We start from the raw sequence: 24,547 nt of genomic DNA on the forward strand, positions 1-24,547 counted from the left end.
CGAAGACGGGGCACACCGAGTCCACGAGGCGCACGACGCACTCGATCCGCTCGCGCCGCGCGCACGGCAACCGTGGTATCGGCGGTTGGGCATGCAGGTGATGATCGCGCTGGTGCTGGGCATTGCCGTGGGCCTGGTGTTTCCGGGCTTTGCCTCGCAGCTGAAAGTGTTAGGTGATATCTTCCTCGCGCTGATCAAGGCGGGCGTTGCGCCGCTCGTGTTTCTCACGATCGTGCACGGGATCGCGTCGGCGGGCGATGCGCGCAGCGCGGGCCGGGTGGGCTGGCGCTCGCTCGTCTATTTCGAGGGCGTTTCGACGATTGCGCTCGCCGTGGGACTACTCGCAGGCAACCTGTTTCAGACCGGCAAGGGCATGACCGCCATTGCGCCGCACGCGGCAGCCAATGCAGCGGCCGTCGCCAAGGCGCCGCCGCCGCAAACCTTCAGCGCGTTCGTGATGCATCTCGTGCCCGATAACTTCATCGGCGCGTTCGCGAAGGGCGAGTTGTTGCAGGTGGTCGTACTCGCGGTGATGGTCGGCATCGGCATTCTCGCGATTCCCGAGTCTCGACGCGTGCGTATCAGCGAGGGGCTCGATCTCGTTTCACAGGTGCTGTTCGCGTTCATTAACGTGGTGATGAAGCTTGCGCCGCTGGGAACATTCGGTGCGGTGGCATTCGCGGTGGGCAGCAACGGCACGGCTGTGCTGATCGCGCTCGCGCAACTCGTGCTGAGTTTCTATGCAGTGATCGCGCTGTTCGTGTTCGTCGTGATGGGGGCGATCGCGAAGCTAGCGGGCTTCAGCATGTGGCGGTTTCTCCGCTATATCAAGGACGAAATCCTGATCGTACTGGGTACGGCTTCGTCGGAAAGCGCGTTGCCGCGGCTGCTCGTCAAGCTCGAACGGCTGGGCTGCGCGAAGCAGACGGTTGGCCTCGTGCTGCCGACCGGTTATGCGTTCAATCTGGACGGCACCTCGATTTTCATGTCGATGGGCGTGCTCTTCATCGCGCACTCGTACAACGTGCCGCTGACGTTCGAACATCAACTTGGCATTCTGCTGCTGATGCTGCTCACGTCGAAGGGCGCGGCGACGGTGTCGGGCGGCTCGTTCGTGGTGTTCGCGGCGACTGTCGCTTCGACGGGCGTGCTGCCGGTCGAGGGCGTGGCGATCATCTTCGGCGTCTATCGCTTCATGTCGATGGCGATTGCCACCTGCAACACCATCGGCAATGCACTGGCGACCGTGGTGGTCGCGAAGTGGTCGGGCACATTCGATCAGAGTGTCGCCGATGCCTGGCTGAGCGCGCGTCCGGAAACAAACGGAAACGTTGTTCAAGTCCGTAAATCCGGCGGGCCAACGCATTGCGATTAGGATCAAGGAGCGTATCTTTTAGCCAATCGCGCAGTTGGTTGCAATAGCAACTTTTTGTTCAGCGCGGATACGTGATTTTCTCAAGCAAGCGGTAAAGCCCGCACAATCGCTGTCTCCAGGCTGGGTGGGGCAGTGCCCACCCAGGTTTCCGAAAAGCTACGCGAGTGCTCGCGGAACTCCGAGCACAGCGCGTCCGTATCAGGGTATTTCGCCCCCCAATGCTGGTTCCAGTCTCAACCTGCGACGGATTCATTCACGATGCGGCACTCGTCGACGACAGGGTTTAAAACGAGAGGTGCCAGGGATTCTCCAAAGGCAATCAAAACATTTGGAATCCTATGTAATATGGCGGCGAAATTATCCCTGGCTTCCGAGCCGGAGCCCGAATCAGGGACGATACAAGCCAGGAGGTCGTTTGATACTCGCGCAAAGCGAGCGACATCGACAAGCGACCGATGTCCCAGATGAAACCTGAAGACCAGCGCAACGGCGTGGCCGTATGAACCTGAGCGGGCAGTTGCGCAGCCCATAAACGAAGGGCCGAGATTTGCGTTGGTTGGGGGAGTGCGTGGGACCGGTGCTGGGGGACTGCGACGTGTATTTCCGCGACTCCGAGGCCAACCAGATTGGCGTCTGTCTTCACGAGGTAGCGCCTGAGTAGCGCTATCGGCGCGGACGGCGTTTCAGAACCGATGGCGCATGCCGATGGTGGCAATGGTTTGCGTATTCGTCGACGATGCCCTCCAGCCCGCGATGTTCGCGACCGCAGGCAAGCCGCGTGAATCGGTGCCGGTCGCGTGCTGGTAAAAGCCCATCGCATACAGGTCGGTTCTTTTGGACAGCAAGTAGTAAAACGCGATATCAACTTGCTGATAGATCGCGTGCGTCGCCCCGCTGCTACGCGTGTACGACCACGCGGTACCCAACATCCATGCCGGTGTGAACCGGTATTTGAAGTTGATCTCGCCGACATTGAACGCCTCCGTGCCGCGGAAGGCTCGCTCCTTCGCGCTCAGGCCACTCACGGCCACGGTGCCCAAGTCGGTGAAGCGGCTGTTGCTGTAGTTGAGCCCGATCGTCGCCTCGCCAACGGCGTAAGTCCCCGCGAACGAGAAGATATTCTGCGCCCCAGCCGATGCGAAGCCGTAATCGACATACGAGGTCATATTAATGCCGGTCGCGCTGTCATTGGCCTTGTTGCCGAACAGCGAGAAGTTCGGCCGGTTCGCGGACTGGTATCCAATGCCAAGGGTCAGTGGGCCGTTCGTGTAGCCAGCGCCGACAGCCTTGACGCTGTTCGTGTTGAACGAGCCGGCTTTGCCGCCGAAGCCGTACATCGCCTGCATCGAAAATCCGGCGAAGTTCGGTGACGCATACTTGATCGCGTTGTTCACGCGGTTGAATGTGTCGAGGTTGTCGACATCGCCCGGATGTGCGCCGAAGCCTGCGCCGGCCGCCGCCCAACTGCCGCCAGCGGTCAGATACCCGGTGTACCAATAGGCGCTCGAATACTGGCGACCGACTGTCATCGCGCCGGGCGCCCCCGATAGCCCGACCCAGGCGGTCCGCCCGAAGAATGTGCCGTTTTGCGACACTGCGCCCGTCGCGATGTTGTAGCCGTTCTCCACGTTGAAGATCGCAGCATTGCCGCCTCCGAGATCTTCGGAACCCTTCAGGCCGAAAGCGCTTGAACTGGCTACGCCGCTCGTCAGCGTGTACGCCTTTGACCCCAGGTAGTTCGGCGTATAGACCATCCCGGCGTCCGCGACGCCATACAACGTAACGTTCGATTGGGCATGAACGGCGCTGTAGGCCACCATCCCGAATGCGACAACCGCCAGTTTGCGCTTCTGCATTGCTGATCTCCAAGGAACGTTGTCTATCGATAAACGGAATATCGCGCACGGCCTGCGCGAGCGAGGTCACGCGCCTGTGCACGAAGCACAGGCGCGGGAGACTCTTGTCTTGCGGGGGATGTCCGGTTGGCCCGGTCAGGTCAGATCAACTGTGCAGATACGACTGCACGAGCGATATCCAACAGGCCGCACCGATTGGAATTAGCGCGTCGTTGAAGTCGTAGCCGTCGTTGTGCAACGAACAGCCGTGCCATTCGCCCTGGCCGTTGCCGAGCGAAAAGTAGCAGCCGGGCACCTGTTCGAGCATCCACGCGAAGTCTTCACTGCCCAGATGCGTACCGGGCGCAACGCTGATGACTTGCGCTTCGCCGAGGATGCCGGCCACAGCGGCACGGGCGACGGCCGCTTCGTCAGCCGTGTTGTGGATCGCGGGCACGAGCCGGTCGTAGGCGATATCCACCTCGACGCCACATGCCGCTGCCTGGCTCGCGATCACGGTCCTGATGCGCGTCTCAAGCAGGTCGCGTACGGCGGCCGTGGCTGCGCGTACGGTCAGCTTAAGTGTGGCGGTCTCGGGAATGATGTTGTACGTGCTGCCCGACGAGATCTCGCCGACGCTGATCACGCCTGCATCGGCCGGTGCGAGATTGCGCGACACGATGCCTTGCAGTGCAACTACCGAGATACACAGCGCCAGCGTCGGGTCGGTGGCGCGATGCGGCATTGCGCCGTGTCCGCCCTTGCCACGAAACGTCACCGTCACGCGGTCGGACGAGCCGCCGAGCGGACCGGCCTGCACCACGGCCTTGCCCAGCAGCAGACCCGGCGCGTTATGGAAGGCGAAAATCGCGTCACAGGGAAAGCGGGTGAACAGGCCGTCGCGCATCATCTCCGCAGCGCCGCTCAAACCTTCCTCGTCGGGCTGGAAAATCAGGTTCAGCGTGCCGTCGAAGTCGCGCGTGGCCGCGAGGTGCTCGGCAGCGGCGAGCAGCGTGACGGTATGCCCGTCGTGACCGCAGGCGTGCATGCGGCCGGCAATCGTGCTTTGCCACGGCAGGCCGGTACGCTCCTGCATCGGCAGGGCGTCCATGTCGGCGCGCAGCCCGAGGCGACGCGTACCATTGCCGATCTTGAGTTGTGCGACGATGCCGTCGCCACCGATGCCGGTGTGCACGTCGTAGCCCCATTCGCGCAACAGGCCGGCTACCAGCGCGGCGGTGTCGGGTACCTGGGCGCCGATTTCCGGGTGCGCGTGCAAGCGACGCCGCAGGGCGGCAAAGCGCTCTGCCGACGCGAGCAACGGTGCTGGCAGGGCCTGGGCAAGCGTGTCAGGGAGTGTCAATGCCATCGGGTCGTGTGCCTTGGGTGGTTCGTCGTAATTCGTGTCGCTCAGTCGCGGCCCGGATGGCTGGGATACAGCAGCATGGCGATGAAACTGATGATCATGGCGCTGTACGTGTAGCCCAGGGGCGCCATGCGGCTGCCGGTCTCGTTGATGAGCCACGTCACGACCAGCGGGGCGAAGCCACCGAACAGGGTCACGCCGACGCTGTACATGATCGACATGCCGGTGGCGCGGTGCTCGCGCGGCAGCGCCTCCATCATCATCGCGGTGCCGGCGCCCGTGCCGAGCGCGCTGAGCGTGCCGGAGATGGCCACGCACATCGCCACCAGCGGCAGGCCGGGCCCCGACGATAGCAGCGTGAAGTTCGGAATCGCGATCAGCATCGAAAGCACGCTGTTGCAGATCAGCAGCGGCTTGCGGCGCTTGAGACGGTCGGCAAAGCGGCCGAACAGCGGGGCCAGCGCGAGCAGCGTCAGCCCGGAGACGCAAGTCGCCGCGTAGGCTGTGACCGCCGGCATGTGCAAGGTACGCACGAGGTAGGTCGGCATGTAGAACACAGTCACGTACATCGATGCCGTGCTGCTCGCCATCAGAAACACGCCGAGGATCAGCGTGCGGGCGTTCTCGCTGAACACCTCGCGAAGGCCGGTGAGAGCCGTCTTGCGGTTGCCTTCGAAGGTTTCCTTCAAATTGCGGCGCATGTACAGCCCGATCGGCGCAATCAGCAGGCCGAGCAGGAACGGCAGACGCCAGCCCCACGCGTGCAGGTCTTCCGGCGACAGACCGGCGGAGAGGGTCATGCCTGAGAGTGCGTCGAGCAGGGCCGCGCCGCCTTGGGTGGCGGCCTGCCAGCTCACGAGAAAGCAGCGGCGCTCCTTACCGCCGGACTCCAGCAGCAGCGCCGACGCCGCGCCGATCTCGCCTCCTGCCGATAGCCCTTGCAGTAAGCGGCCGATCACGACGAGCACGCTAGCCGTGATACCGATAGTGCCGTACGACGGCGTAAGCGCGATCAGCGCCGTGCCGATCGACATCAGGGCGATGGTCAGCGTGAGGGCCGCCTTGCGCCCACGCTGATCGGCAATGTTGCCGATCAGCAGCGCGCCGAGCGGACGCATCACGAAGCCCGCGCCGAACACCCCGAACGACAGCAGTAGCGACGTAAGGGCGTTACTGCTCGGAAAGAACAGGTTGCCGATCGTGGCGGCGAAAAAGCTGTAGAGCGTGAAGTCGTACATTTCCAGACCGTTGCCGATCGCGGCAGCCACGATGGCGCGACGGCCCGGCCTGAATCGTGCGGCAGAGGCCGACGCGGTGATTGCGACGTCTGGCCCGAAATCGCTGATCGGGCGATGCAGTTCGTTCATTGCTGTCCTCTCTCTTGTTCTCGTCTGCCCAGTGTCCTGGCTGGACGGCTGGCGCAACGTCAAGGTCTTGCTCGGCCGCGTAGTCGATTTGAATATTGCGAGGCCAGTGTCGGAAGCCAAAAAGAGTGCGACAAGCGAGGAAATTTCAAGCAGTTGCCGTTTGGTGATAACAACCGCCAGAACGAAACGTAGCAAGGACTTGCGCGTAGGGAAGTCGGGCGTTACCGCCCGGTGCGAATCAAGGGCATAGACTTGCGGAGTACCGCGACGTTCGTGATCGAACTCGATCCGTTTACGCTTTGCGATGGAGAACCGATGCTCACTTGCCGCAATGGCGAGGCGCATCGCTCGATTGTGTTGGTTCGGTATTTCGGAATGCGTCGCAGGAACTCGCCGATCCAGTTCGTCTTGTGCCCCGTTGGAGGCGGATTCATCAACAGCGGCGCGTCCTGGCGGAGCATCCTGCGAAGACCTTTGAAAACCGTCGCGCGGCTGTTCCCGATTTCGGCATTCCTGGCGGACAACTGGCCGCCATTGGCGAACGAAGGTTCTATCGCCGCCTGGCGATGACGCTCGATGACAGTCCAGTGCGAACGATCTCTCCCAGCAGCGTTGCGAAACGCGACAAGGTTAGCGTTTCGTCAAAAATGCAGCGAGCAGTATTTAATATCGAACTCGAATCGACCGGGTATTGGCTCGTGCATGTGCCGCGGGAATTTGCAGCACCGTGCGGCGGCGCGGGTACACTTATGCGCGCATTCACAACGTCGTCAAAGCCGGTCAGCAATGAAACTCAATCAATTGAGAGCACTCGTCTCCGTCGCCGAAACAGGCAGCATCCTGGAGGCATCGCGCAAGCTGCATGTCACGCAGTCCGCGCTTAGCAAGACGCTCAAGGAACTCGAGACAAACGTCGGTGCAACGCTCTTCGTGCGTTCCAGTAAAGGGGTTCAGCTGACGGCATATGGACAGCGTCTCGTTGCACACGCACGTTTGATCGGTGAAAACGTGCGTCGCGCTCGTGACGACATCGAAGAGATGAAGGGCAACGTCGTCAGCGAAATCAGCATCGGCGTAACGCCGGTGACCGCGTTGTTGCGTCCGCTTGCCGAAATCCTGTCGCGATTCCGCAAGGATTTTCCGCGCGTACGCCTGCGTGTGCAGGAGCTGCGGCCGAATCAGTTGCTGGAGCAGGTTCGCGAAGGTACGATCGATTTTGGCATCACCTCACAGCAGATGCCGCCGGATGGTGCCCTCGATTGCACGTCGGCGCTGCGGATGGCGACGCTCGTTGCTGCGCGAAAGGGTCACCCGCTGCGCGCCGAACGCTCACTGCAGGCGCTGCATGAAGCGGACTGGCTGGTACTCGATCCTCTCAGCGATCCGAATACGCCGTTCGTGCAACTGTTCGCGAGGCACGGCATCGAGCAGCCGTCACACGTGATCGAGTGTTCGTCGATGTCGCTCGCGCTCGCGATGTGTTCGCAACTCGACACGCTGATCCTCTTGTCCGCCGAGTCGACCAGCAGCCGTTTCATGCGCGACACAATGGATTTTCTCGAACTCGATGAGTCGATGCCAGAGCGCGTCATTTCCCTTGTCACCCGCGATCGGCATACCTTGCCCGAGTCGGCGGCGCGTCTATATGTGTCCATCGTCGACGCGCTACGCGATTACGACCCCCTTAATCTTCCCGCGCTGAAGCCTTGATGGCAGGCGAGTCCACTCCTGTTAGCCGCTCCGTTCGACGGGTGACAGCCTTCTGAAGGCTCGCCATGGCGAGGCTGCCGCAGACGAGCGGGCTTTTTTCTTGGTTCGGAAATTAAGAGAATATAATTAGAAAACAGAATCAATTATCATGAACTGAATCAGCGAATTTCTTTCGCCCTTGTTTGTGACTTGCCATTTTGGCTCTAGAAATCATGAGCAAATCAAGGGGGAGGGGTTCGTCACATGGACGCGGTTTTAGGCGGCGGGATCGAAGGACTGTCTTAATATTTGTATTCCAGATCGATTGGTCGCAGACGGATCGGCAAGATTGGGGAATTGCGCAGCGTGCGCATTTGCTTGTCCCGCTCTTGAATACCTAAGCACGCTGATGGTCGCTTAACTCCCACGGAAGGCCCCAGTGATGGCAGATGGCACTATCATGTTTTCGGTCGCCTCGGGTCAACGCAGTAAGAAGGTTGTTCTATATAACCTTAAGTTTGTGATTTGCAGACATTGTTTTAACTAAAATCAGGCTCGGACGCGCGACTTCTGCGGGTCATAAAACACCGGTGCGGCCACGCGTGCGTCGATGCGCTTTTGCTGGCCATCGAGCTTGCTGATCTGTACCCGCGTGCCGGGCTCACGATAACGCGCGTCCATGCGGCATAGCGCGATCATGCGCCCGAGCAGCGGCGAGCGCGCCGCGCTCGTCACTACGCCCACCTGTGCGCGCCCGACATGCACGCAGTCGCCGTGATGCACCGGCTCGTTGCCGTCGATCTTCAGCCCCACCAGCGCATGGCGCGGATGGGCGCTGCGCTCCAGCAGCGCCTCGCGGCCGATAAAATCGTCGGCCTTGCTCTTGAGCGGCACCGTAAAGCCGATGCCGGCCTCGAACGGATCGGTTTCGTCGGAGAACTCGTGCCCTGCGAACACGAGCCCCGCCTCGATACGCAGCATGTCGAGCGCGTCCAGCCCAAGCGGCGAGATACCGTGTCGCTGCCCGGCCTGCCACACGCGATCCCAGACCGCGCACGCATCGCGAGGATGGCACCAGAGTTCGTAGCCCAGTTCGCCCGTGTAGCCGGTGCGCGTCACCATCAGCGGTGGCCCGTCGTGCGCGCCAAGCCGCCCGGTCAGCAGCCGGAACCAGCCTAACTCCGCGAGCGCGGGCTGCGTGGGCGGCGACCAGACGATCTCGCGCAGTAGCTCGCGGCTCGCCGGCCCCTGCACGGCGACATTGTGGATATGCTCGCTCGCCGACTTGATCCACACTTTCATGCCGAGCGCGGCGGCCTGCTCGCGCAGCCAGATGCCCGCGTAGTCCTCGCCGCAAATCCAGCGGAACGCATCGGGGCCGAGGCGCAGCAGCGTGCCGTCGTCGAGCATGCCGCCGTGCGGGTAGCACATCGCCGAATACACCACCTGGCCCACCGCAAGCTTGCGCACGTCGCGCGTGAGGCAATGCTGGAGCAGCGCTTCGGCGTCCGGGCCCAGTACTTCGAATTTACGCAGCGCGCTCAGGTCGATCATCGCCACGCGTTCGCGGCACGCGTGGTATTCGTCGATGGCGCCGTGGTTGTCGTAGGCGCTCGCGAGCCACCAGCCGCGGTATTCGGTAAAGCGGCGCGTGAGTGCCGAAGTCCGCGGATGGAAGCCGCTTTCGCGGGTGAGGACGGGATCGGCGTCCGGGGTGCTGCGCGTGGCCATGGACACGGAAATGCGCTCCTTGTCCGCGTAGGTGCGGATCTGGATATCGGTGGGCTGCCAGCCGTTGGCCGGGTCTATGTCGTCGGGGCAGGACGTGCTCACGCACACGAGATCGGTGAGCGCGCGCAGCAGCACGTAATCGCCGGGGCGCGACCACGGTTCGTCCACGGCGATCTGCTGTTGCGCGCCAATCGACGTGTTGAAGAAGAAGTTGATCGCGGGCCAGCCGGGGCGCGCCTGGACGCCGTAGGGCGCGAGCGCCGCGCTCATGTTGTCGCTGCAATTCGCGTGGCCGAAATAGCCCTGCGATTCGTAGTAGCGCGCCGTGCAGGCGAGCGCGAAGGTGTCGTGGCGGCCCACGGTGTCGCGCACGACTTCGAGCATCGGCTGCATGTTGCGGTCGAAAAACTTCGCGTAGAGGCCGGGCAGCGGGTAGGCGTTGCCGTTGAGCGTGCGCGTGACGGTGGGGTCGAGGTCGAGCGTCAAGCCGCGCTCCAGCGAGGCTCGCTCGAAGGCCACGAAATCGGAGCACTGGCGGCCGGCGACGTCGAGCACCTGGATGTATTCGCCCGCGCGCAAGGTGTAGGCGCGAGCGGTGCCGGGAGGGATCGTGAAGTCCGCAAGCGGATCGGCGAGCGGGTCGGGCAGCGGCGGCGCGCTCACGAGCGCCGGATTGGCGCGTCCGATCGTCAGGCGCAGATCGGTGGGCGCGTGCTGCGTATCCACCGACGCCTCCAGCGCTGGCGCGGCTACGACAACCACGAGCGCCTGTTGCGCGACGAGGCGGCGCGTGTGGCCCGGCGGCGTGTCGTGCGCCCAGAGGGGCGCCGCCGCGTTTGGCGCGCACGCATCGACACCGCGCCGTGCGAGCGCGCGGCGGGTTCGTGTCGCATCGGGCGTCGCACCGCTCAACAGTTCGGCGATAAAGCGTGCGTGCGGCGCTGCCTGCAAGCCGAGCGCGCCCGGCAGGGCGTTGCCGTGGGTGGCGTCGAAGGCGGCCAGTTCGGCAGCTTGCAGGCCTTCGACATCGACGATATCGAGCGTGTCGCCCGCATGCAGCGCGACGACGGTGCAGCCGCCGCCCGCGACACGATAACGCTCGTGCGCGGGTGCGCGGGCAAACAGCGCGGGTTCATGGGGCCGCGTGACGACGGGTGGGCGGATCAGCATGCGGGTGGCCTCCGGTTCTTGCGGCTCAGGCGGGTTGCTTCGCGGTGGGGGCGGTAGCACACGCAGAAGGCTCGCCAAGATACGCCGCCATCGAATCGTCGAGCGCCTTGATCCACGGCGTGTGATGCGGCGGCGACTGCGTGCCGGTCATCAGCGAGCGATAGGACTTGTTGCGATAGCCCATGATGTCCTCGTGCTTGTCGTGCTTCCACGCGAGGAAGGTGCGGTTCACGCCAGCGATATCGAAGCTCGGATAGTCGGTCGCGTCCACCAGTTGCTCGATATAGCTGCCCTGGAATTCGAACATTTCCTGATTGGTCGCGAGCGTTTCTTCGCGCGCGCGCCAGGCGAGACTGTGCGCTGTCATCGCATCGCGCGAGGGCAACGCGATGCGCCCGAGTATCGCGTCGCGTGCGTACCAAGCCTGGGCGTCGAACATGTTGAACGAGTACCAGAGATCCTGCATGCCCAGATAGATGAGGCGCGGGTTCTCTTCCCAGAAAATGCCTTGATACAGGCCGAGCGGCCAGAGACGGTTATTCGTCTTCAGACGCAATGCATCGGGCAGAAAGGGGAAATGATGCTTGTAGCCCGTGCAGAGAATGATGGCGTCGATATGCTTGACGCTGCTGTCCGCGAAATGCGCGACGTTGCCGGCCATGCGCTGAAGCAGCGGCTTTTCTTCCCACGTGGCGGGCCAGTGATAACCCATCGGCGCACTGCGGTAGCAGCTCGTGATGCTGCGTGCGCCATATTTATAGCATTGCGAACCAATATCTTCCGCGGAATAGCTGCTGCCGATCAGCAACACATCCTTGTTCTTGAATTCAAGCGCATCGCGGAAGTCGTGCGCGTGGAGAATACGCCCGCCGAAGCTTTCGAAGCCCGCGAAAGTGGGCGCATGCGGCGTCGAAAAATGTCCACATGCGTTCACGACGTAATCGAACTCTTCCGTGCGCGCGACATCGTGGGCGAGGTCCTGGCTCGTGAGCGAAAACTTGCCGCTGGCCTCGTCGTAGCGCACGTCGCGCACAACGGTATTGAAGCGGATGTAATCGCGCACTCCCGCCTTTTCCACGCGGCCCTTGATGTAATCCCACAGCACTTCGCGCGGCGGATACGAAGCGATCGGCTTGCCGAAGTGCTCCTCGAAGGTGTAATCGGCGAATTCCAGACATTCCTTCGGGCCGTTCGACCAGAGATAGCGATACATGCTGCCGTGCACTGGCTCGCCGTTTTCATCGGTGCCGGTGCGCCAGGTGTAATTCCACATGCCGCCCCAGTCAGCCTGTTTCTCGAAGCAGACCAGTTCGGGAATCTCCACGCCCTGGTCGCGCGCCGATTGAAAGGCGCGCAGTTGCGCCATGCCGGAAGGGCCGGCGCCAATGATGGCTACACGTTGCGTCATGGTGGTTTACCTCGCGAGAGTGAGCGGAGTGGGGAGAGAAGCCGCCAGATGGCGCGCGGCCTGCACGGTGTTACGCATGAGACAGGCGATCGTCATGGGGCCGACGCCGCCGGGCACGGGCGTGAGGGCAGCAGCGACTTGCGCGACGCTTGCGTGATCGACATCGCCTGCGAGACGCGTCTGTCCCGTGACATCGGCGACGCGGTTGATCCCTACGTCGATCACGACCGCGCCGGGTTTGATCCACGAGCCGTCCACGCAGCCCGCACGGCCGACGGCCACCACGACGATATCGGCGCTGCGGCATAGCGCGCGCGCGTTCGTGCTGCGCGAATGCAGCACGCTCACCGAGCAATGCGCGTTGAGCAGCAGCGCGGCCATGGGTTTGCCGACGATGTTCGAGCGGCCCACCACGACGGCGTGGTTCCCGGTGAGATCGCCCAGCGTTTGTTGCAGCAGGAACAGGCAGCCTTGCGGCGTGCATGGCACCAGCGATGGTTCGCCGAGCGTCAGCCGTCCCACGTTCTCGCGATGAAAGCCGTCCACGTCCTTGTGCGGATCGATAGCCGCGAGCACGGCGGCGGCGTCGATCTGGGCGGGCAGCGGCAGTTGCACGAGAATGCCGTGCACCTGCGGGTCGGCGTTCAGGCGGGCGATGAGAGCGAGCAGCGCCGCTTTGCTCGTTTCCGCGTGGAGCCGCTCTTCGATCGAGCGAATACCGACCTCTCGTGTGCGGCGCACCTTGTTGCGCACGTACACGTCGCTGGCGGGATCGTCGCCGACCAACACCACAGCCAGGCAAGGTTCTATGCCCGTCTCGCGCAGCGCGGCGACTTCGTCGGCCACATCGTCGAGCAGCGCTTGTGCCGCCGCGCGCCCGTCGATCACGCGCGCCGCGCTCATCGGAACACCACCGTGCGGTTCTGGTTCAGAAACACGCGATATTCGGTGTGATAGCGCACGGCGCGCGCGAGCGCGACAGTCTCGGTATCGCGACCGATGGCGACGAGGTCGTCGGAGCGCAACGCATGATCGACGCGCTGCACTTCCTGCTCGATGATCGGGCCTTCGTCGAGATCGGAGGTCACATAATGCGCGGTCGCGCCAATCAGCTTCACGCCGCGCTCGAACGCCTGGTGATAGGGTTTCGCGCCCTTGAAGCCGGGCAGGAACGAGTGGTGAATATTGATCGCGCGGCCCGCCAACTGCTGGCAGAGATCGTTCGAGAGGATCTGCATATAGCGCGCGAGCACCACGAGATCCGTACCGGTTTCGTCGACGAGGCGCAGCAGCTCCGCTTCCTGTTGCGCTTTGGTGTCGGCGGTGACGGGCAGATAGATGAAACGGATGCCTTCGCGTTCGGCCATCGGGCGCAGGTCGAGATGGTTCGACACGATCGCCGTGATGCGCATGCGCAGTTCGCCCTTGTGATAGCGATAGAGCAGGTCGGTCAGGCAATGGTCGAATTTGCTCACCATCAGCAGGACTTTCATGGGCTCGCCCGCGCTCGCGAGCTTCCATTGCATGTGGTAGTCCTTGGCGACGCTCGCGAAGTCGCGGCGCAGTTTTTCGATATCGCCACGTGCGGCGTCGTTGAAGCGGAATACCGCGCGCATGAAGAAGGTGCCGCTGGCTTCGTCGTCGAATTGCGCAAGCTCGCTGATATAGCAACCCGATGTGGCGAGATACGACGTCACGGCCGAGACGATGCCGGACGTGGCCGGGCAACTGATGGCCAGAATGAATTGCTGGGTCACGATCTGGACTCCGTATTGATTTAACTGGTTGAAGCAGCCGGATTTACCTGGCGGACCGGCATCGCCGGTTAGCCAACGGCGAGGCGCTTGCTCTTTTGCGGATCGTCGAAAGGCAGCAGCGCGGCGCGCGCGGTAGTTTCCATGCTGCCGCGCACTTCCAGCGCGAAGCCCGGTTGCGCAGCCTGTACGTCCAGACGCGCGATCGCGAGCGAGCGTCGCGTCAGGCGCGAGTACATCCCGCAGGTCACGATGCCCACCTGCTGGCCCGCGTGCCACAGTGTGTCACCCGCCTGCGCCGCCTTGCCCGCATCGAATTCCACGCCGTAGATCCGGAAACGCTCCTTGCCTGCAAGACGCGCGTGCTCACCCGCGCCGCAAAATGCGGTCTTGCCCGGCGACACCGTGAAATCGAGGCCCAATTCCCAGAGCGTGTCGCCGGCTTTCTCGTCGGCGAAGGGGTACATGTCCGAGTTGTCGTAGGGGAAGAACAGCAGATAGCTTTCGACGCGCAGCCAGTCGAGCGCCGTGAACGCGCAAGGGACGATGCCGAACGGCGCGCCTTTGGCGAGAATCGTGTCCCAGATCAGTGGCGCGTCGGCGGCTTTGCAGAAGATTTCGTAGCCGCGCTCGCCCGTGTAACCCGTGCGCGAGATCATCACGGGACGGCCGAACAGGCGCGTCTGCATATGGTGGAAATAGGGCAGATCGCGAATGCCTGGCACATGCTCGGCGAGAAAATCCACGGCGGCGGGGCCTTGCAGCGAGAGGTCGTGCAGATCGTCGTCGAACAGCACAGCCACCTGCTTGCCTTGCGCCGACGCCACCAGCCGTTCATAGCCGTTGCCCGCGCCGTGCACGACCATGAAAGCATTCGGCCCGGTGCGATAGACGATGCAATCGTCGATGAACTTGCCGTCCTCGTTGAGCATGGTCGCGTAGACGGACTTGCCCGGATAGAGTTTGCCGATATCGCGCGTGGTGGCCCAGTCGAGCAGGCTTTCCGCATGCGGGCCCACGTAGTGGACTTTCTTCAGGCCCGACACATCCATGAGCCCGGCCTTCGTGCGAATGGCTTCGTGGTGATCGGCGAGATCGCTTGCATAGGTCCAGGCCGTGCCCATGCCGTTCCAGTCTTCGAGCTTCGAACCGAGTGCGCGATGGCGCTCGGCAAGCGCGGAAATACGCCATGAATTTGCCATGATTTTTGCTCCGATAAAGATGTTATGGAATGCCAATATTTATGGTGGTCAACGATCGAACTGGCTCAACCATTCGACAAGTGCCGCGCGGTAACGCGTCATGCCCTTGTAGTCGGCAATTGGCTCGGGCAGATCGCGCAGCACGCGATGCAGGCGCTGCGCCCATGCCGGATTGGTACAGAGATCGGCAAAGCTGCACAGATAGGTCCGGATGCTGAACATCAGCGCGTTGCTGCGCGGCAGCCGCACCATCAGTTGCAGTTCCACACGCAGATGCATGAGTTCGCCCGCGTTGGCCGCCGTGATGGTGCCGCGGTCGCTGCCCCATGTGTGATACGTCTCCGGCGAGGTATCCAGACGCGGATTCACCGTGAGCGTCCAGTTCAGCCGCCGCACAGGCGCGCCCGCCTGGACGCCGAGCAGGTACTTGAGCGCGCGGTCGAACACGCCCATCTGATGCGCGAGCGGAACCGGCGCGTGCCATTGCTTGAAGCTCATGCCCGCGTCGAACGCCAGCGACCAGTCGGCGGGGCCGGTGATGACGCCTGCGTCCATATATAGATCGCCGTCGCGCTGGTCGAGCAGCGCAAAGTCGCCTTGGGTCTGCCGCACGATGTATTCGAGCGGTGCATAAGGCAGCGTGCTGTCGTTGCCGAACTCGAAGCTTTGCTCGATCCCCAACGCCCGGTTGGTCCACTGCCAGCGCATGCCGTCGCGTTGGAGCGCGAACCAGTCCGGGTAATCGGCGGCGAGGTTTTCCATGATCAATTCGAGCGCGTCCCACGAGGCCGTTTGCATATGCGGCATCTGGATCGAGCGGCGAGGATCGCTTTCGAGCACGAGCGCGCGTTCGGCGATTTCGGAGCGGTAGTGTTCGTCGATGTCGAACCAGTGCTCGAATACCGACCCCGTTTCGCGCGGCGTGGCGGGTTCGATGTTCACCGAGTACTGATAGCAGTCCTCGGGAAACGGAAACGGGAAGCGCGCGATGGCTTTCGCACTGTTGTCGAAGCTGAAATCGCCGCGATAGGTTTGGGCCGGTTTGATCAGGACGCTCATGGAATCGGGCTCACAGGTCGAGGGAAAGCGTGGCGCCGCAGGCACGCGAGACGCAGGGCATCAGATGCGTTGCGCGTTCGCCAGCGTCGAGGAAGTGATCGCGATGCTCGACATCGCCTTGCAGATGGCGCGTCGCGCACTGGCCGCAGACGCCGCCGCGGCACAGATTGGGCACCGCTACGCCCGAGGCTTCGAGCGCTTCGAGCAGGCTGCGATCGGCGGCCACTTCGATGCGTCGGCCGCTGCGCGCGAGCATGGCGGTGAAAGGCGTGCCGGGCGCGGGCGCGGCGAAGGCTTCGGCATGCACGCGTCGCGTGTGCCAGCCGAGCGCGCGGGCGCTCTCGTGCACTGCGTCGATCAGCGATTGCGGGCCGCATACATAGACGTGCGCGCCGAGCGGCTGCGTGGCGAGCACGCGCTGCACGTCGAGCCGTTGCGCCGCGACTGCGCTGCTGTCGTAGGCGTGAAAGCGCTGGCCCAGACGCGCGCGCAACTCGTGCGCATAGGCGTCGGATAGGCCGCCGCGCAGCGCATAGTGCAGTTCGAAATCGGCGTGACGACGCTCCAGTTCCGCGACGTGCGCAATAAACGGCGTGATGCCGATGCCGCCCGCGATCAGCACATGCCGTTGCGCCGTGGCATGCAGCGCGAACAGATTCGCGGGGCGTGTGACGCGCAGCGTCATGCCGGGTTCGATGTCAGCATGTACGTAGGCGGAGCCGCCGCGCGAAACATCGGCTTTACGCACGGCGATACGCCATGCGTGCGCGTCGGCGGGGTCGCTCGCGAGCGAGTAGGCGTTGCGCATTTCGCGCTCGCGTCCCTGCATGACCAACTGGATGTGACTGCCCGACGAAAATGGCGGCAGTCGACCCGACACGGCGCGCAGCGTGAGTTCGCGCACGATCGGCGTGAGCAGGCGCGCGGCGCTGACCTGGACTTCGAGCGTGCTCATGCGTGGGCCTCCGCATAGGGGCGGTCGGCATCGGCGCAGACACCGAGCCACGCGCCCATGCGCTCCGAAAAATGATCGCGCACCGACAAACGCACCTTGCAGCGCGCACAGGTCACTTCGTCGCTGGCGCTGTAGACGTGCGTGTTTGCGCAGTGCACGCAGTACACCGCGCGTTGCGTGCCGATTGGCGTCGCCGCGATTTCCTCGCGTTCGAGTCCCGCTTCGCGTGCGAGGCGATGCATGCGCCAGAGGAATGCTTCGTCGCCGGCGAGATAGAGACGTGTGCCGGGTGTGCACTGCGCGAGCGTGCGCGAGAGTTCGGCGGCCAGATCGTCTTCGTTCGGGCAGAAGGTCGTGTCGATGGCCAGCGGCGTGGCGCGCCCCGTGCAGAACAGGCGCGAGGGCGCGGCCAGTTGCGCGAGGCGCATGACGAAAGAATCGAGCGTTTCTAGCGCGGCAGCTTGCGCGACGAGCAGATGAAGATGCGCCTCCAGGCAAGGCTCGAGCGCTGCGTAGCGCGGCGCGCTGGTCGCGTGTTGAGTGGGTGGAGAAGCGGGTTGAGTAGCAGGCTGTGAAGCAGGCTGTGAAGCAGGCTGTGAAGCAGTCATGTGCAGTACCTGGGTCATGGGCGGCTCGGCTCAAAACAGTGCATAGGGGCGGCTTCGGTGCGGCTCGCATGCGTCATCGCGGGGCATTGGCACTGGCCGCCAGGCGAAGGCATTGCGTTTCTTTCTGTGCAACATCGTTTCCTGCCAGTAATCGGCACTCAATCCTGAAGAGGAGGTACGCCTTTTGAGGTAAGGAGCGCGAAAACCTGTGACGGCATGGAGCTTGCTTGATGGGGTGCATTTATTCCGGACAGGGCTCATGTCGGCGAGACGCGATTTCGGGCAGCTAGAGACGGCTGGCGCGTACGGCGCTGTGCGCGTGCGCGAAGCGCTGCTCGATTGCGCCGCCGCGCTGCTGGGCGGCGCGACCTGGCATGAGGCGACCCAGAGCTTGCTCGCGCGCATCGAAGCCGATATGCCCGGCGAGCGTGCCAGGCTGCACGACGATGCGCTGGGCAGCGCCGCGCAACTGCTCGAAGCCCTGCGCGACTTCGTCCCGGCCGGGCACAAGGAGGAGCGCGACGCCGCTCGCGCCCTCACGCGCGAACTGCACGATTCGGTTGCGCAGCAGCTAGGCGTGATCTCGTTCGTCGTCAGCCAGATCCAGCAGCAGATGCGCCGCTCGGAGGTTTCCGAGGCGCTGGTCGGCGAATTGCGCGCGCTCGTCACGCGTTTGCAGCGCCAGGTGCGTGAGCTCATCACTTCGGCGCGCCTCACACACGATGGCCGCTCGCTGCGCGAAGCGCTGGCCGGTTCGGTCGAGGAATTCGCGCGGCGCTCGAATGTCGTGTTCGAAATCGATAACCGCGTGCCGACGCTTGTGCTCGCGCCCGAGGTTGAGTTGCACGTGTTGCAGATCGTGCGCGAGGCGCTGTCGAACGTGGTGCGCCATTCGCATGCGCGCCACGCATGGATCGAACTGGCCGCGCAGACGCGCGGCACGTTGCGCGTCGCAGTCACCGACGATGGCGTGGGCCTGGCCGCAGCCGGCACGGTGGACGCGAGCCATCACGGCCTGAATATCCTGCGCGAGCGCGCGCAGGCGATCGGCGCGCATATCGACATCGAAACCGCTGGGGAGACGGGCGGCACGCGCATCTGTCTGAGCGTCCCCGGCCTCAAACTCGACGAGGAGCCACCGGGTGAGCCCGACCACGCTGCTGCTGATTGACGACCACCCTCTGTTTCGCCGCGGTCTCGCCGATTACTTCAACGCCAGCGGCGAGTTCGTCGTGGTCGGCGAAGCGTCGAGCGGGCGCCAGGGCATCACGCTCGCGGGCGAATTGCAGCCTTCGATGGTGCTGATCGACCTGCATATGCCGGGGCTCGGCGGCCTTGCCGTGCTCGACGAACTACGCCAGCTCGGCATGGCGTGCCGCAAGGTGGTGTTGACCGCGTCGATGGATCGCGCGGAGCTGCTCGCCGCGCTGCGGCTTGGTGCGGACGGCTACATGCTCAAGGAGACCGAGCCGGACGTGCTGCTCGGCTATGTGCGCAACTGCGCGAACGGCATGGTGGCGCTCGATGAAAGCGTGCGCGATCTGCTCGCGGATACCGGCGATGACGAAGAAGATGCGCGTCACGACGCCGCGTCTACCCAGGCGCAAGCGGTGGCGTTGGCACCCTCGCGGCGCGACCGGCTGACCGGACGCGAGGCACAGACGCTCGCGCTGATCGCGCAGGGCATGAGCAACAAGCTGATCGCGCGGCAACTGGGTATCAGCGAAGGGACTGTGAAGGTGTACGTGAAGAATCTGCTGCGCAAACTCGACGTGCGCTCGCGGCTGGAACTGGCGGCGAGCGTGCATCGCGACGCGCTTGCGCGGCACTAGAAGAGATCAGGAAGCACTATGGCATCGCTGGCAGGCGGTTTCGACGATATCGGCGCGATGGTTGGACTCGACGCGTTTCCCGTGCCGCTCCTCACGCTCGATCCGGGAGGCGTCGTGCTGTGCGCGAACGCGGCCTGGACGCGCGCCATGACGTTGCGGCCCGGCGCGCCGTTCGCGCGCGCCGTGCATCCCGAGGATCGCGCGCGCTGGCAGACGCTGCTGCAACGCGCGCGTGCGCATGAAGAGAGCGATGAGGGCGGCGAGGGCGGCGCTGTGCGCGCGCGTCTGCGTCTGCTGCATCCTTCGGGCGATCTGCGCTGGTTCGATTGCACGGTGGCGCGCGCGGGCGCGTCGTATGGCGTGGCGCTTGTGGACGCGACCCAGTCGCAGCGGCGCGAGGCTGCGCTGGAGGCGCGCCTGCGCGGCGTGCTCGGCCTGCTCGACGGCATGCCGGGCCTGCTTTATCGAGGCCGCAACAATCGCTCGTGGACCATGGAGATCGTCAGCGCGGGCTGCGAGGCGCTCACGGGTTATCCGCGCGAATGGTTCGTCGATAGCCACGAGCACAGCTTCAGCCAGTTGATCCTGCCGGAGTACGCCGATTACGTCTGGTACGGCGTGCAGGAGGCGCTGGCCGCGCGCGACGCGTTCGAATTGCGCTACCGGATTCGCGGCGCGGACGGGCGCGTCAAGGCGGTGCTCGAAAAAGGCGCGGGGATCTATTCGGAAGGCGGGGAGGTGCTGGGAATCGAAGGGGCGATTTTCGAGGTGGCGCAGGTGGCTTGAGTTGCTTGCCGGGTCGTAAAAGATAAAGGGCGCGCGAAACCTCCGCGCGCCCTCTGAAGATGTGAAGGCCGCCTGCGTTACGGCGCGATCCAGTGCATCGCGCAGACCACCACGACGCCCAGCACGATCGCGCCATACGGCAGCCAGCCGGCGCGCCGTTCGGGCGCCTTGAGCGTCGGCGAGGCGAGGTCCATTTCGTTGAGCATCGCATCGGGAAAGCGGCCCTTGTCGGTCACGTAGTGACGCCACAGGAACACCGGTACGATCAGCGCGGCGAACACCACGCCCGAGATCAGCGTGCCCTTGCCCCAGACATCGGCGCCCAGACCCATCAGCGCGAGATTCACGAACGACAGCAGCGTGCCGAGCGCAAGCACCCATTTCGGCGCACGGAACGGCCGTACCCAGTTGCTGCGGTCGAGCCGGTGAATCCAGGCGGCGTTGAGATTGAGAAAGTTGAAGATGATGTAGCCGACGTTGGACATCGCGAGCACGACCACGTAATCGGACATCAGCAGCAGGAACAGATTGAAGACGAGGTCGGTCCACATCGCGCGCGTGGGCGCGCCGTTGGCGTTGACGTGCGAGAGATACTTCGGCAGCCAGCCATCGACGGAAGCCTGATAGAGCGTGCGCGACGAACCGGCCATCGACGTCATGATCGCGAGCACCAGTGCGAATGCGAGCATCGGCTTGAGCAGGAACGCGCCCCACGTGCCCGCGTGGACGATCTGCGCCATCGCTTCGGCGACGCCCATGCCGCTGTAGATGCCCGGCGAAAGGATGCCGTCGTAGACGGCGGCCTGCGTGACGTTGCCCGCCGCATCCTTCACTTCGGGCGTGACGAGCTGGCCGAGACCGAGCGCGCCCTGGAACGCGAGCGGCACCATCGTGAAGAACACGAGGCATAGCAGACCGGAGTAGAGAATCGCTTTCACCGTGTCGCGGCGCGGGTCGCGGAATTCGCGCGTGTAGCAGACGGCGGTTTCGAAACCGTACGTCGACCACGCGGCGATGAAGAGGCCGCCCGCCATCAGCTGAATACCGCTCAGGTCCCACGCGCCGTCGATCACATGACCGGCCGCATCCTTCGCGAGCGGATAGAGCGGCAGCAGATGCGCGCGCGGCAGATCGCCCGTGAGGATTGGGTACAGGCCCACGAGCAGCAGCGGCAGCAGCGCGGACACCGCGAGAATCATCTGCAAGCGCGCGGCCTGAAGAATGCCGCGATGCTGGACCGCGAAGGTGGCGAGGAGAATGATCGCGCCGATGATAAACGTGGCGTTGATGCGCAGCGTGAGACCGCTCGCGAGCCAGCCCAGATCGACAAGCGTGAGTTGCCAGGTGTTGATCGCGGCACTGGCGGGAAACAGCATGCTGAGCACGTAGCCCGCGCCCAGGCCCGAGCCGATCGCCAGCACCGGCGACCACGCGAACCAGTTGCACCAGACCGACAGCGGTGCGAGCAGCTTGCTGTAGCGCACCCATGCGATGGCGCCGTAGACCGACGCGCCGCCCGACTTGTGCGGGAAGAGACCGGCGATTTCGGCATAAGAAAACGACTGGATCAGGCCAAAGCAGATCGACACGGCCCAGATAATCCACGACGGCTTGCCGACTGTCGCGGCAATCGAGCCGATCGAAAACAGCACCAGCGCGGGCACGCCGCTCGCGACCCAGAACGCCCCGGCCCAGCCGATCTTGCGCTGTAGCCCGGCGGCTTCGTGGGCTGAAGGCGCGAACAGATCCGCATTCCCTTCGTTGATTGAACTCATCGTCTTCTCCGTGAATGCGGGCTTTTGTCCACTACGAGACGATGGCTATCCAATAAACCTGCATCAACCGCCTTGAAGAGGTACCCCCACAATTGGCCATGGGTGCGGGATCGTGCTGGCGAGGCAATGGTACGAGGATGACTTGGAACCGTCGTTGTCCTTCTGTCACTTCGTGAGGCGCATATGGCCGGTGAAGCGCGGTTCTGCCGTGAAGTGATAAGGGAGAAGCAAACGACCGTTTTTGCTCTCTGAGTGCACTAGAAGCGTCACGTTGCTAAAGATCAAAATTTTTAGTTCTTTCGGCTTGCTCAAATAACAACTACCGAAATTAAATTTTGATAAATTATATTATGTTAACTAATATCTGGCCTCACTGCACACCTGGATACGAGAACTGGCGCCATTCGACCTTCCGCATCCGCTGCAGGATGCTACGCCAGGATCACTGCTAAGCTGCTGAATCGGACCACGATCCCAAAACATCTCTCACAGGTGGATTCAATGCGGGTGCTCCTATTCGAAGATGATCCGATGATCGGTGAGGCGATTGTCGATGCTCTACGCGATGCGTCCTACGCCGCCGACTGGGTCAAGAACGGGCCAAGCGGACTCACTGCCCTGAGTTGCCACACCTATGATGTCGTGCTGCTCGACCTCGGTTTGCCTGGCAAGGACGGACACGACGTTCTGACCCAGATCCGCACCGCGAACAATCCCGTGCCTGTCGTCATCATCACGGCGCGGGATGGGCTCAATGATCGATTGCGTGGGCTCGACGGTGGCGCAGACGACTATGTCCTCAAGCCGTTCGAGATGGCAGAACTGCTCGCGCGAATACGCGCGGTAGTGCGCCGCAAATCCGGCAACGCGACGCCCATGCTTGGCAACGGCATCGTTTCACTCGATCCTGTCACTCGTGAAGCCTCTGCGCATGGCGGGCCAGCCGTTTTATTGACCGGTCGCGAGTTCGCACTGCTGCAGGCGCTCCTCGTACGCCCAGGAGCGATCCTCTCCCGCTCGGATCTCGAGGACCGAATCTATGGCTGGGGCGAAGAGGTGGAAAGTAATGTCGTTGAATATCTGATTCACGCCCTTCGGCGCAAGCTCGGCAGCGACGTCATCAAAAACGTTCGAGGTAGCGGATGGATGGTCTCAAAAGGATCTTAGGGGAATCGCTACAGGTCAAACTGTCGTCTTATCTGCTTCTGGCGATCCTGCTTGTCGCCGGCATCGCGGGCACATTCTCGTTCATGACGGCCCTCGACGAGGCCCACGAGCTACAGGATGACGTTCTTCGCCAGGTCGCATCATTGGCTGAGGCTGACCCGCTCACGCAGCGTGGCATGCATGGCCTGCAAGGCGGCGAAGACGCGCCCCGGATATTTGTCCAGTCTCCAATAGACAAAGGGTCGCTGCCGATTCCCGTCATGATCGACAACGGCCTTCATACGCTCCAGATGAACGCTAAATCCTATCGTGTGCTAGTCCGCACGATGAGAGACGGATCGCGCGTCGCGGTGGCTCAAGATGCAGCCTTCCGCGACGAAATTGCGAGAGACGCGGCACTACGAACCATCCTGCCATTGCTTATTCTCGTGCCCATATTGGTATTCACCGTAGTGGTCCTCGTGCGTCGCATGTTTGCGCCAATCACTGCACTCGCCTCTGAAATCGACCTCAGAGCCGAAGAAGAATTGCACGCCATAGAAGCCCAACCACTGCCGCGCGAAGTTCGGCCATTCGCCCTCGCCATCAATCGCTTGCTAGAGCGTGTCGACCACGCCATGGCAACCCAGCGTCGATTTATTGCCGATGCCGCCCATGAGCTTCGCTCGCCACTCACGGCCTTGTCGCTCCAGGCTGAACGATTGGCCAACGCAGATATGCCAGCCACGGCTCGCGAGCGACTGGGCACATTGCGACGCGGTATTGAACGGACGCGCAACCTCCTCGAGCAATTGCTAACGCTTGCGCGGGCTCAGGCGTCTTCCGATACGGACGCCACCCAGGTTTCCGTACAACACGTATTCCGTAGCGTCCTCGAAGATCTCATGCCGCTTGCGGAGGTACGACGTATCGACCTTGGCATCGATGGCGTTCAGGATGCCACGATCGCTGCACGGGAGCATGACTTGTTCGTCATACTCAAGAATCTCGTCGACAATGCCATTCGCTATTCAGATGCCGGCGGCCTGGTCGACTTGTCGGTCCAGAAGACACCTCATTATGTCGAGGTCCGCGTCGTCGACAATGGCCCGGGCATTCCTGAAGCCGAACGGGAACGTGTATTCGCCCCCTTTTATCGCGCGTTAGGCAACGAAGTACCCGGCTCCGGGCTTGGACTATCGATTGTGCAAACGTTGGTGAAACGGATGAACGCGCAGATCTTTCTGACGCACAGCGACGAAGTCAAGCAGCGAGGCCTCTGCGTCTCTATCCGTTTTCCCGCTCCGGACACATTACAAACGTTGAAGCTGGACGGCAGCTAGCCGATCAACTCAGACCGAAGTTCGCGCCCTAAATAGCCAATACGTTGGCGAAGTTTCCACACGCTGAATAAAGGGACGCAGCAGCCATAGATGGCGCGGAAATCGCATCAAAGATGATGGGCCTAAGTGCCCTAAGTTTCAGATAA

General features: G+C 63.0%; 19 protein-coding genes and 1 pseudogene. 7 read left to right on the forward strand and 13 right to left on the reverse strand.

Annotated elements, in window-relative coordinates; translation table 11 throughout:
• Positions 1 to 91: 91 nt before the first annotated feature.
• Entirely contained in the window at positions 92 to 1,375 is a 1,284-nt protein-coding gene (locus G3N59_RS16090; protein WP_241023489.1) for a cation:dicarboxylase symporter family transporter, read from the forward strand.
• A gap of 683 nt (positions 1,376 to 2,058) precedes the next feature.
• Here the strand turns inward: G3N59_RS16090 and G3N59_RS16095 are convergent.
• The 4 genes and pseudogenes from G3N59_RS16095 to G3N59_RS16110 form a co-directional block, all read right to left on the reverse strand.
• Complete coding sequence (locus G3N59_RS16095) at positions 2,059 to 3,231, reverse strand: porin (protein WP_205983600.1); 1,173 nt, start codon at positions 3,229 to 3,231, stop codon at positions 2,059 to 2,061.
• 145 nt (positions 3,232 to 3,376) lie between these two features.
• On the reverse strand, positions 3,377 to 4,579 hold the full coding sequence (locus tag G3N59_RS16100) for a M20 aminoacylase family protein (protein WP_205983601.1): 1,203 nt from the start codon (positions 4,577 to 4,579) through the stop codon (positions 3,377 to 3,379).
• Between the two features lie 41 nt (positions 4,580 to 4,620).
• Positions 4,621 to 5,943: an MFS transporter gene (locus G3N59_RS16105; RefSeq protein WP_205983648.1), complete on the reverse strand. Its 1,323-nt coding sequence runs from the start codon at positions 5,941 to 5,943 to the stop codon at positions 4,621 to 4,623.
• A 261-nt stretch (positions 5,944 to 6,204) separates the two neighbouring features.
• Positions 6,205 to 6,527 (reverse strand): annotated as a pseudogene (locus G3N59_RS16110) (D-amino acid dehydrogenase); the annotation flags it as partial.
• Between the two features lie 202 nt (positions 6,528 to 6,729).
• On the opposite strand from G3N59_RS16110, the gene G3N59_RS16115 reads away from it, so the two are divergent.
• A complete protein-coding gene (locus tag G3N59_RS16115; protein ID WP_205983602.1) occupies positions 6,730 to 7,653 on the forward strand; it encodes a LysR substrate-binding domain-containing protein in 924 nt (307 codons plus the stop codon).
• Between the two features lie 528 nt (positions 7,654 to 8,181).
• Here G3N59_RS16115 and G3N59_RS16120 read toward each other — a convergent pair.
• The 8 genes from G3N59_RS16120 to G3N59_RS16155 all read right to left on the reverse strand — a co-directional run bounded on the left by G3N59_RS16120 (position 8,182) and on the right by G3N59_RS16155 (position 17,519).
• Entirely contained in the window at positions 8,182 to 10,533 is a 2,352-nt protein-coding gene (locus tag G3N59_RS16120; protein WP_205983603.1) for an aminomethyltransferase family protein, read from the reverse strand.
• Between the two features lie 25 nt (positions 10,534 to 10,558).
• Positions 10,559 to 11,941 carry an NAD(P)/FAD-dependent oxidoreductase gene (locus tag G3N59_RS16125; RefSeq protein WP_205983604.1) on the reverse strand — a complete coding sequence of 461 codons (1,383 nt, stop codon included), beginning with the start codon at positions 11,939 to 11,941 and terminating at the stop codon, positions 10,559 to 10,561.
• 6 nt (positions 11,942 to 11,947) lie between these two features.
• Positions 11,948 to 12,844, reverse strand: coding sequence for a bifunctional methylenetetrahydrofolate dehydrogenase/methenyltetrahydrofolate cyclohydrolase FolD (folD, locus tag G3N59_RS16130; RefSeq protein ID WP_205983605.1), 897 nt, complete (start codon positions 12,842 to 12,844; stop codon positions 11,948 to 11,950).
• Positions 12,841 to 13,698 carry a formyltetrahydrofolate deformylase gene (gene purU, locus G3N59_RS16135; RefSeq protein WP_205983606.1) on the reverse strand — a complete coding sequence of 286 codons (858 nt, stop codon included), beginning with the start codon at positions 13,696 to 13,698 and terminating at the stop codon, positions 12,841 to 12,843. Before purU ends, folD begins: the two co-directional genes overlap by 4 nt.
• Positions 13,699 to 13,766: 68 nt before the next feature.
• Positions 13,767 to 14,897: an aminomethyltransferase family protein gene (locus tag G3N59_RS16140; RefSeq protein ID WP_205983607.1), complete on the reverse strand. Its 1,131-nt coding sequence runs from the start codon at positions 14,895 to 14,897 to the stop codon at positions 13,767 to 13,769.
• Positions 14,898 to 14,945: 48 nt separating this feature from the next.
• The gene (locus G3N59_RS16145) at positions 14,946 to 15,956 is read right to left on the reverse strand and encodes a DUF3445 domain-containing protein (protein WP_205983608.1); all 1,011 of its coding nucleotides are present in this window, start codon (positions 15,954 to 15,956) and stop codon (positions 14,946 to 14,948) included.
• Between the two features lie 10 nt (positions 15,957 to 15,966).
• Positions 15,967 to 16,911 (reverse strand): PDR/VanB family oxidoreductase, encoded by a 945-nt coding sequence (locus tag G3N59_RS16150; protein ID WP_205983609.1) that lies wholly within the window; start codon positions 16,909 to 16,911, stop codon positions 15,967 to 15,969.
• Positions 16,908 to 17,519, reverse strand: coding sequence for a dimethylamine monooxygenase subunit DmmA family protein (locus tag G3N59_RS16155; protein WP_205983610.1), 612 nt, complete (start codon positions 17,517 to 17,519; stop codon positions 16,908 to 16,910). Before G3N59_RS16155 ends, G3N59_RS16150 begins: the two co-directional genes overlap by 4 nt.
• Positions 17,520 to 17,778: 259 nt before the next feature.
• Between G3N59_RS16155 and G3N59_RS16160 the strand changes: the two genes are divergently transcribed.
• From G3N59_RS16160 to G3N59_RS16170, 3 genes are read left to right on the forward strand one after another with little or no spacing between them, the layout of a single operon-like run.
• The gene (locus G3N59_RS16160; RefSeq protein WP_205983611.1) at positions 17,779 to 18,690 is read left to right on the forward strand and encodes an ATP-binding protein; all 912 of its coding nucleotides are present in this window, start codon (positions 17,779 to 17,781) and stop codon (positions 18,688 to 18,690) included.
• Entirely contained in the window at positions 18,662 to 19,351 is a 690-nt protein-coding gene (locus G3N59_RS16165; RefSeq protein ID WP_205983612.1) for a response regulator, read from the forward strand. Before G3N59_RS16160 ends, G3N59_RS16165 begins: the two co-directional genes overlap by 29 nt.
• An 18-nt stretch (positions 19,352 to 19,369) precedes the next feature.
• On the forward strand, positions 19,370 to 20,137 hold the full coding sequence (locus G3N59_RS16170; protein WP_205983613.1) for a PAS domain-containing protein: 768 nt from the start codon (positions 19,370 to 19,372) through the stop codon (positions 20,135 to 20,137).
• 77 nt (positions 20,138 to 20,214) lie between these two features.
• Here the strand turns inward: G3N59_RS16170 and G3N59_RS16175 are convergent, their stop codons facing one another.
• Positions 20,215 to 21,912 carry an APC family permease gene (locus G3N59_RS16175; protein ID WP_205983614.1) on the reverse strand — a complete coding sequence of 566 codons (1,698 nt, stop codon included), beginning with the start codon at positions 21,910 to 21,912 and terminating at the stop codon, positions 20,215 to 20,217.
• Between the two features lie 501 nt (positions 21,913 to 22,413).
• On the opposite strand from G3N59_RS16175, the gene G3N59_RS16180 reads away from it, so the two are divergent.
• A complete protein-coding gene (locus tag G3N59_RS16180; RefSeq protein WP_205983615.1) occupies positions 22,414 to 23,079 on the forward strand; it encodes a response regulator transcription factor in 666 nt (221 codons plus the stop codon).
• Positions 23,055 to 24,401, forward strand: a complete 1,347-nt coding sequence (locus G3N59_RS16185) for an ATP-binding protein (protein WP_205983616.1) — start codon at positions 23,055 to 23,057, stop codon at positions 24,399 to 24,401. The genes G3N59_RS16180 and G3N59_RS16185 overlap by 25 nt, the downstream gene beginning before the upstream one ends.
• The last annotated feature ends 146 nt before the right edge of the window (positions 24,402 to 24,547 follow it).

The sequence above is a fragment of the Paraburkholderia sp. Ac-20340 genome (assembly GCF_017104965.1).
Lineage (GTDB): Bacteria > Pseudomonadota > Gammaproteobacteria > Burkholderiales > Burkholderiaceae > Paraburkholderia.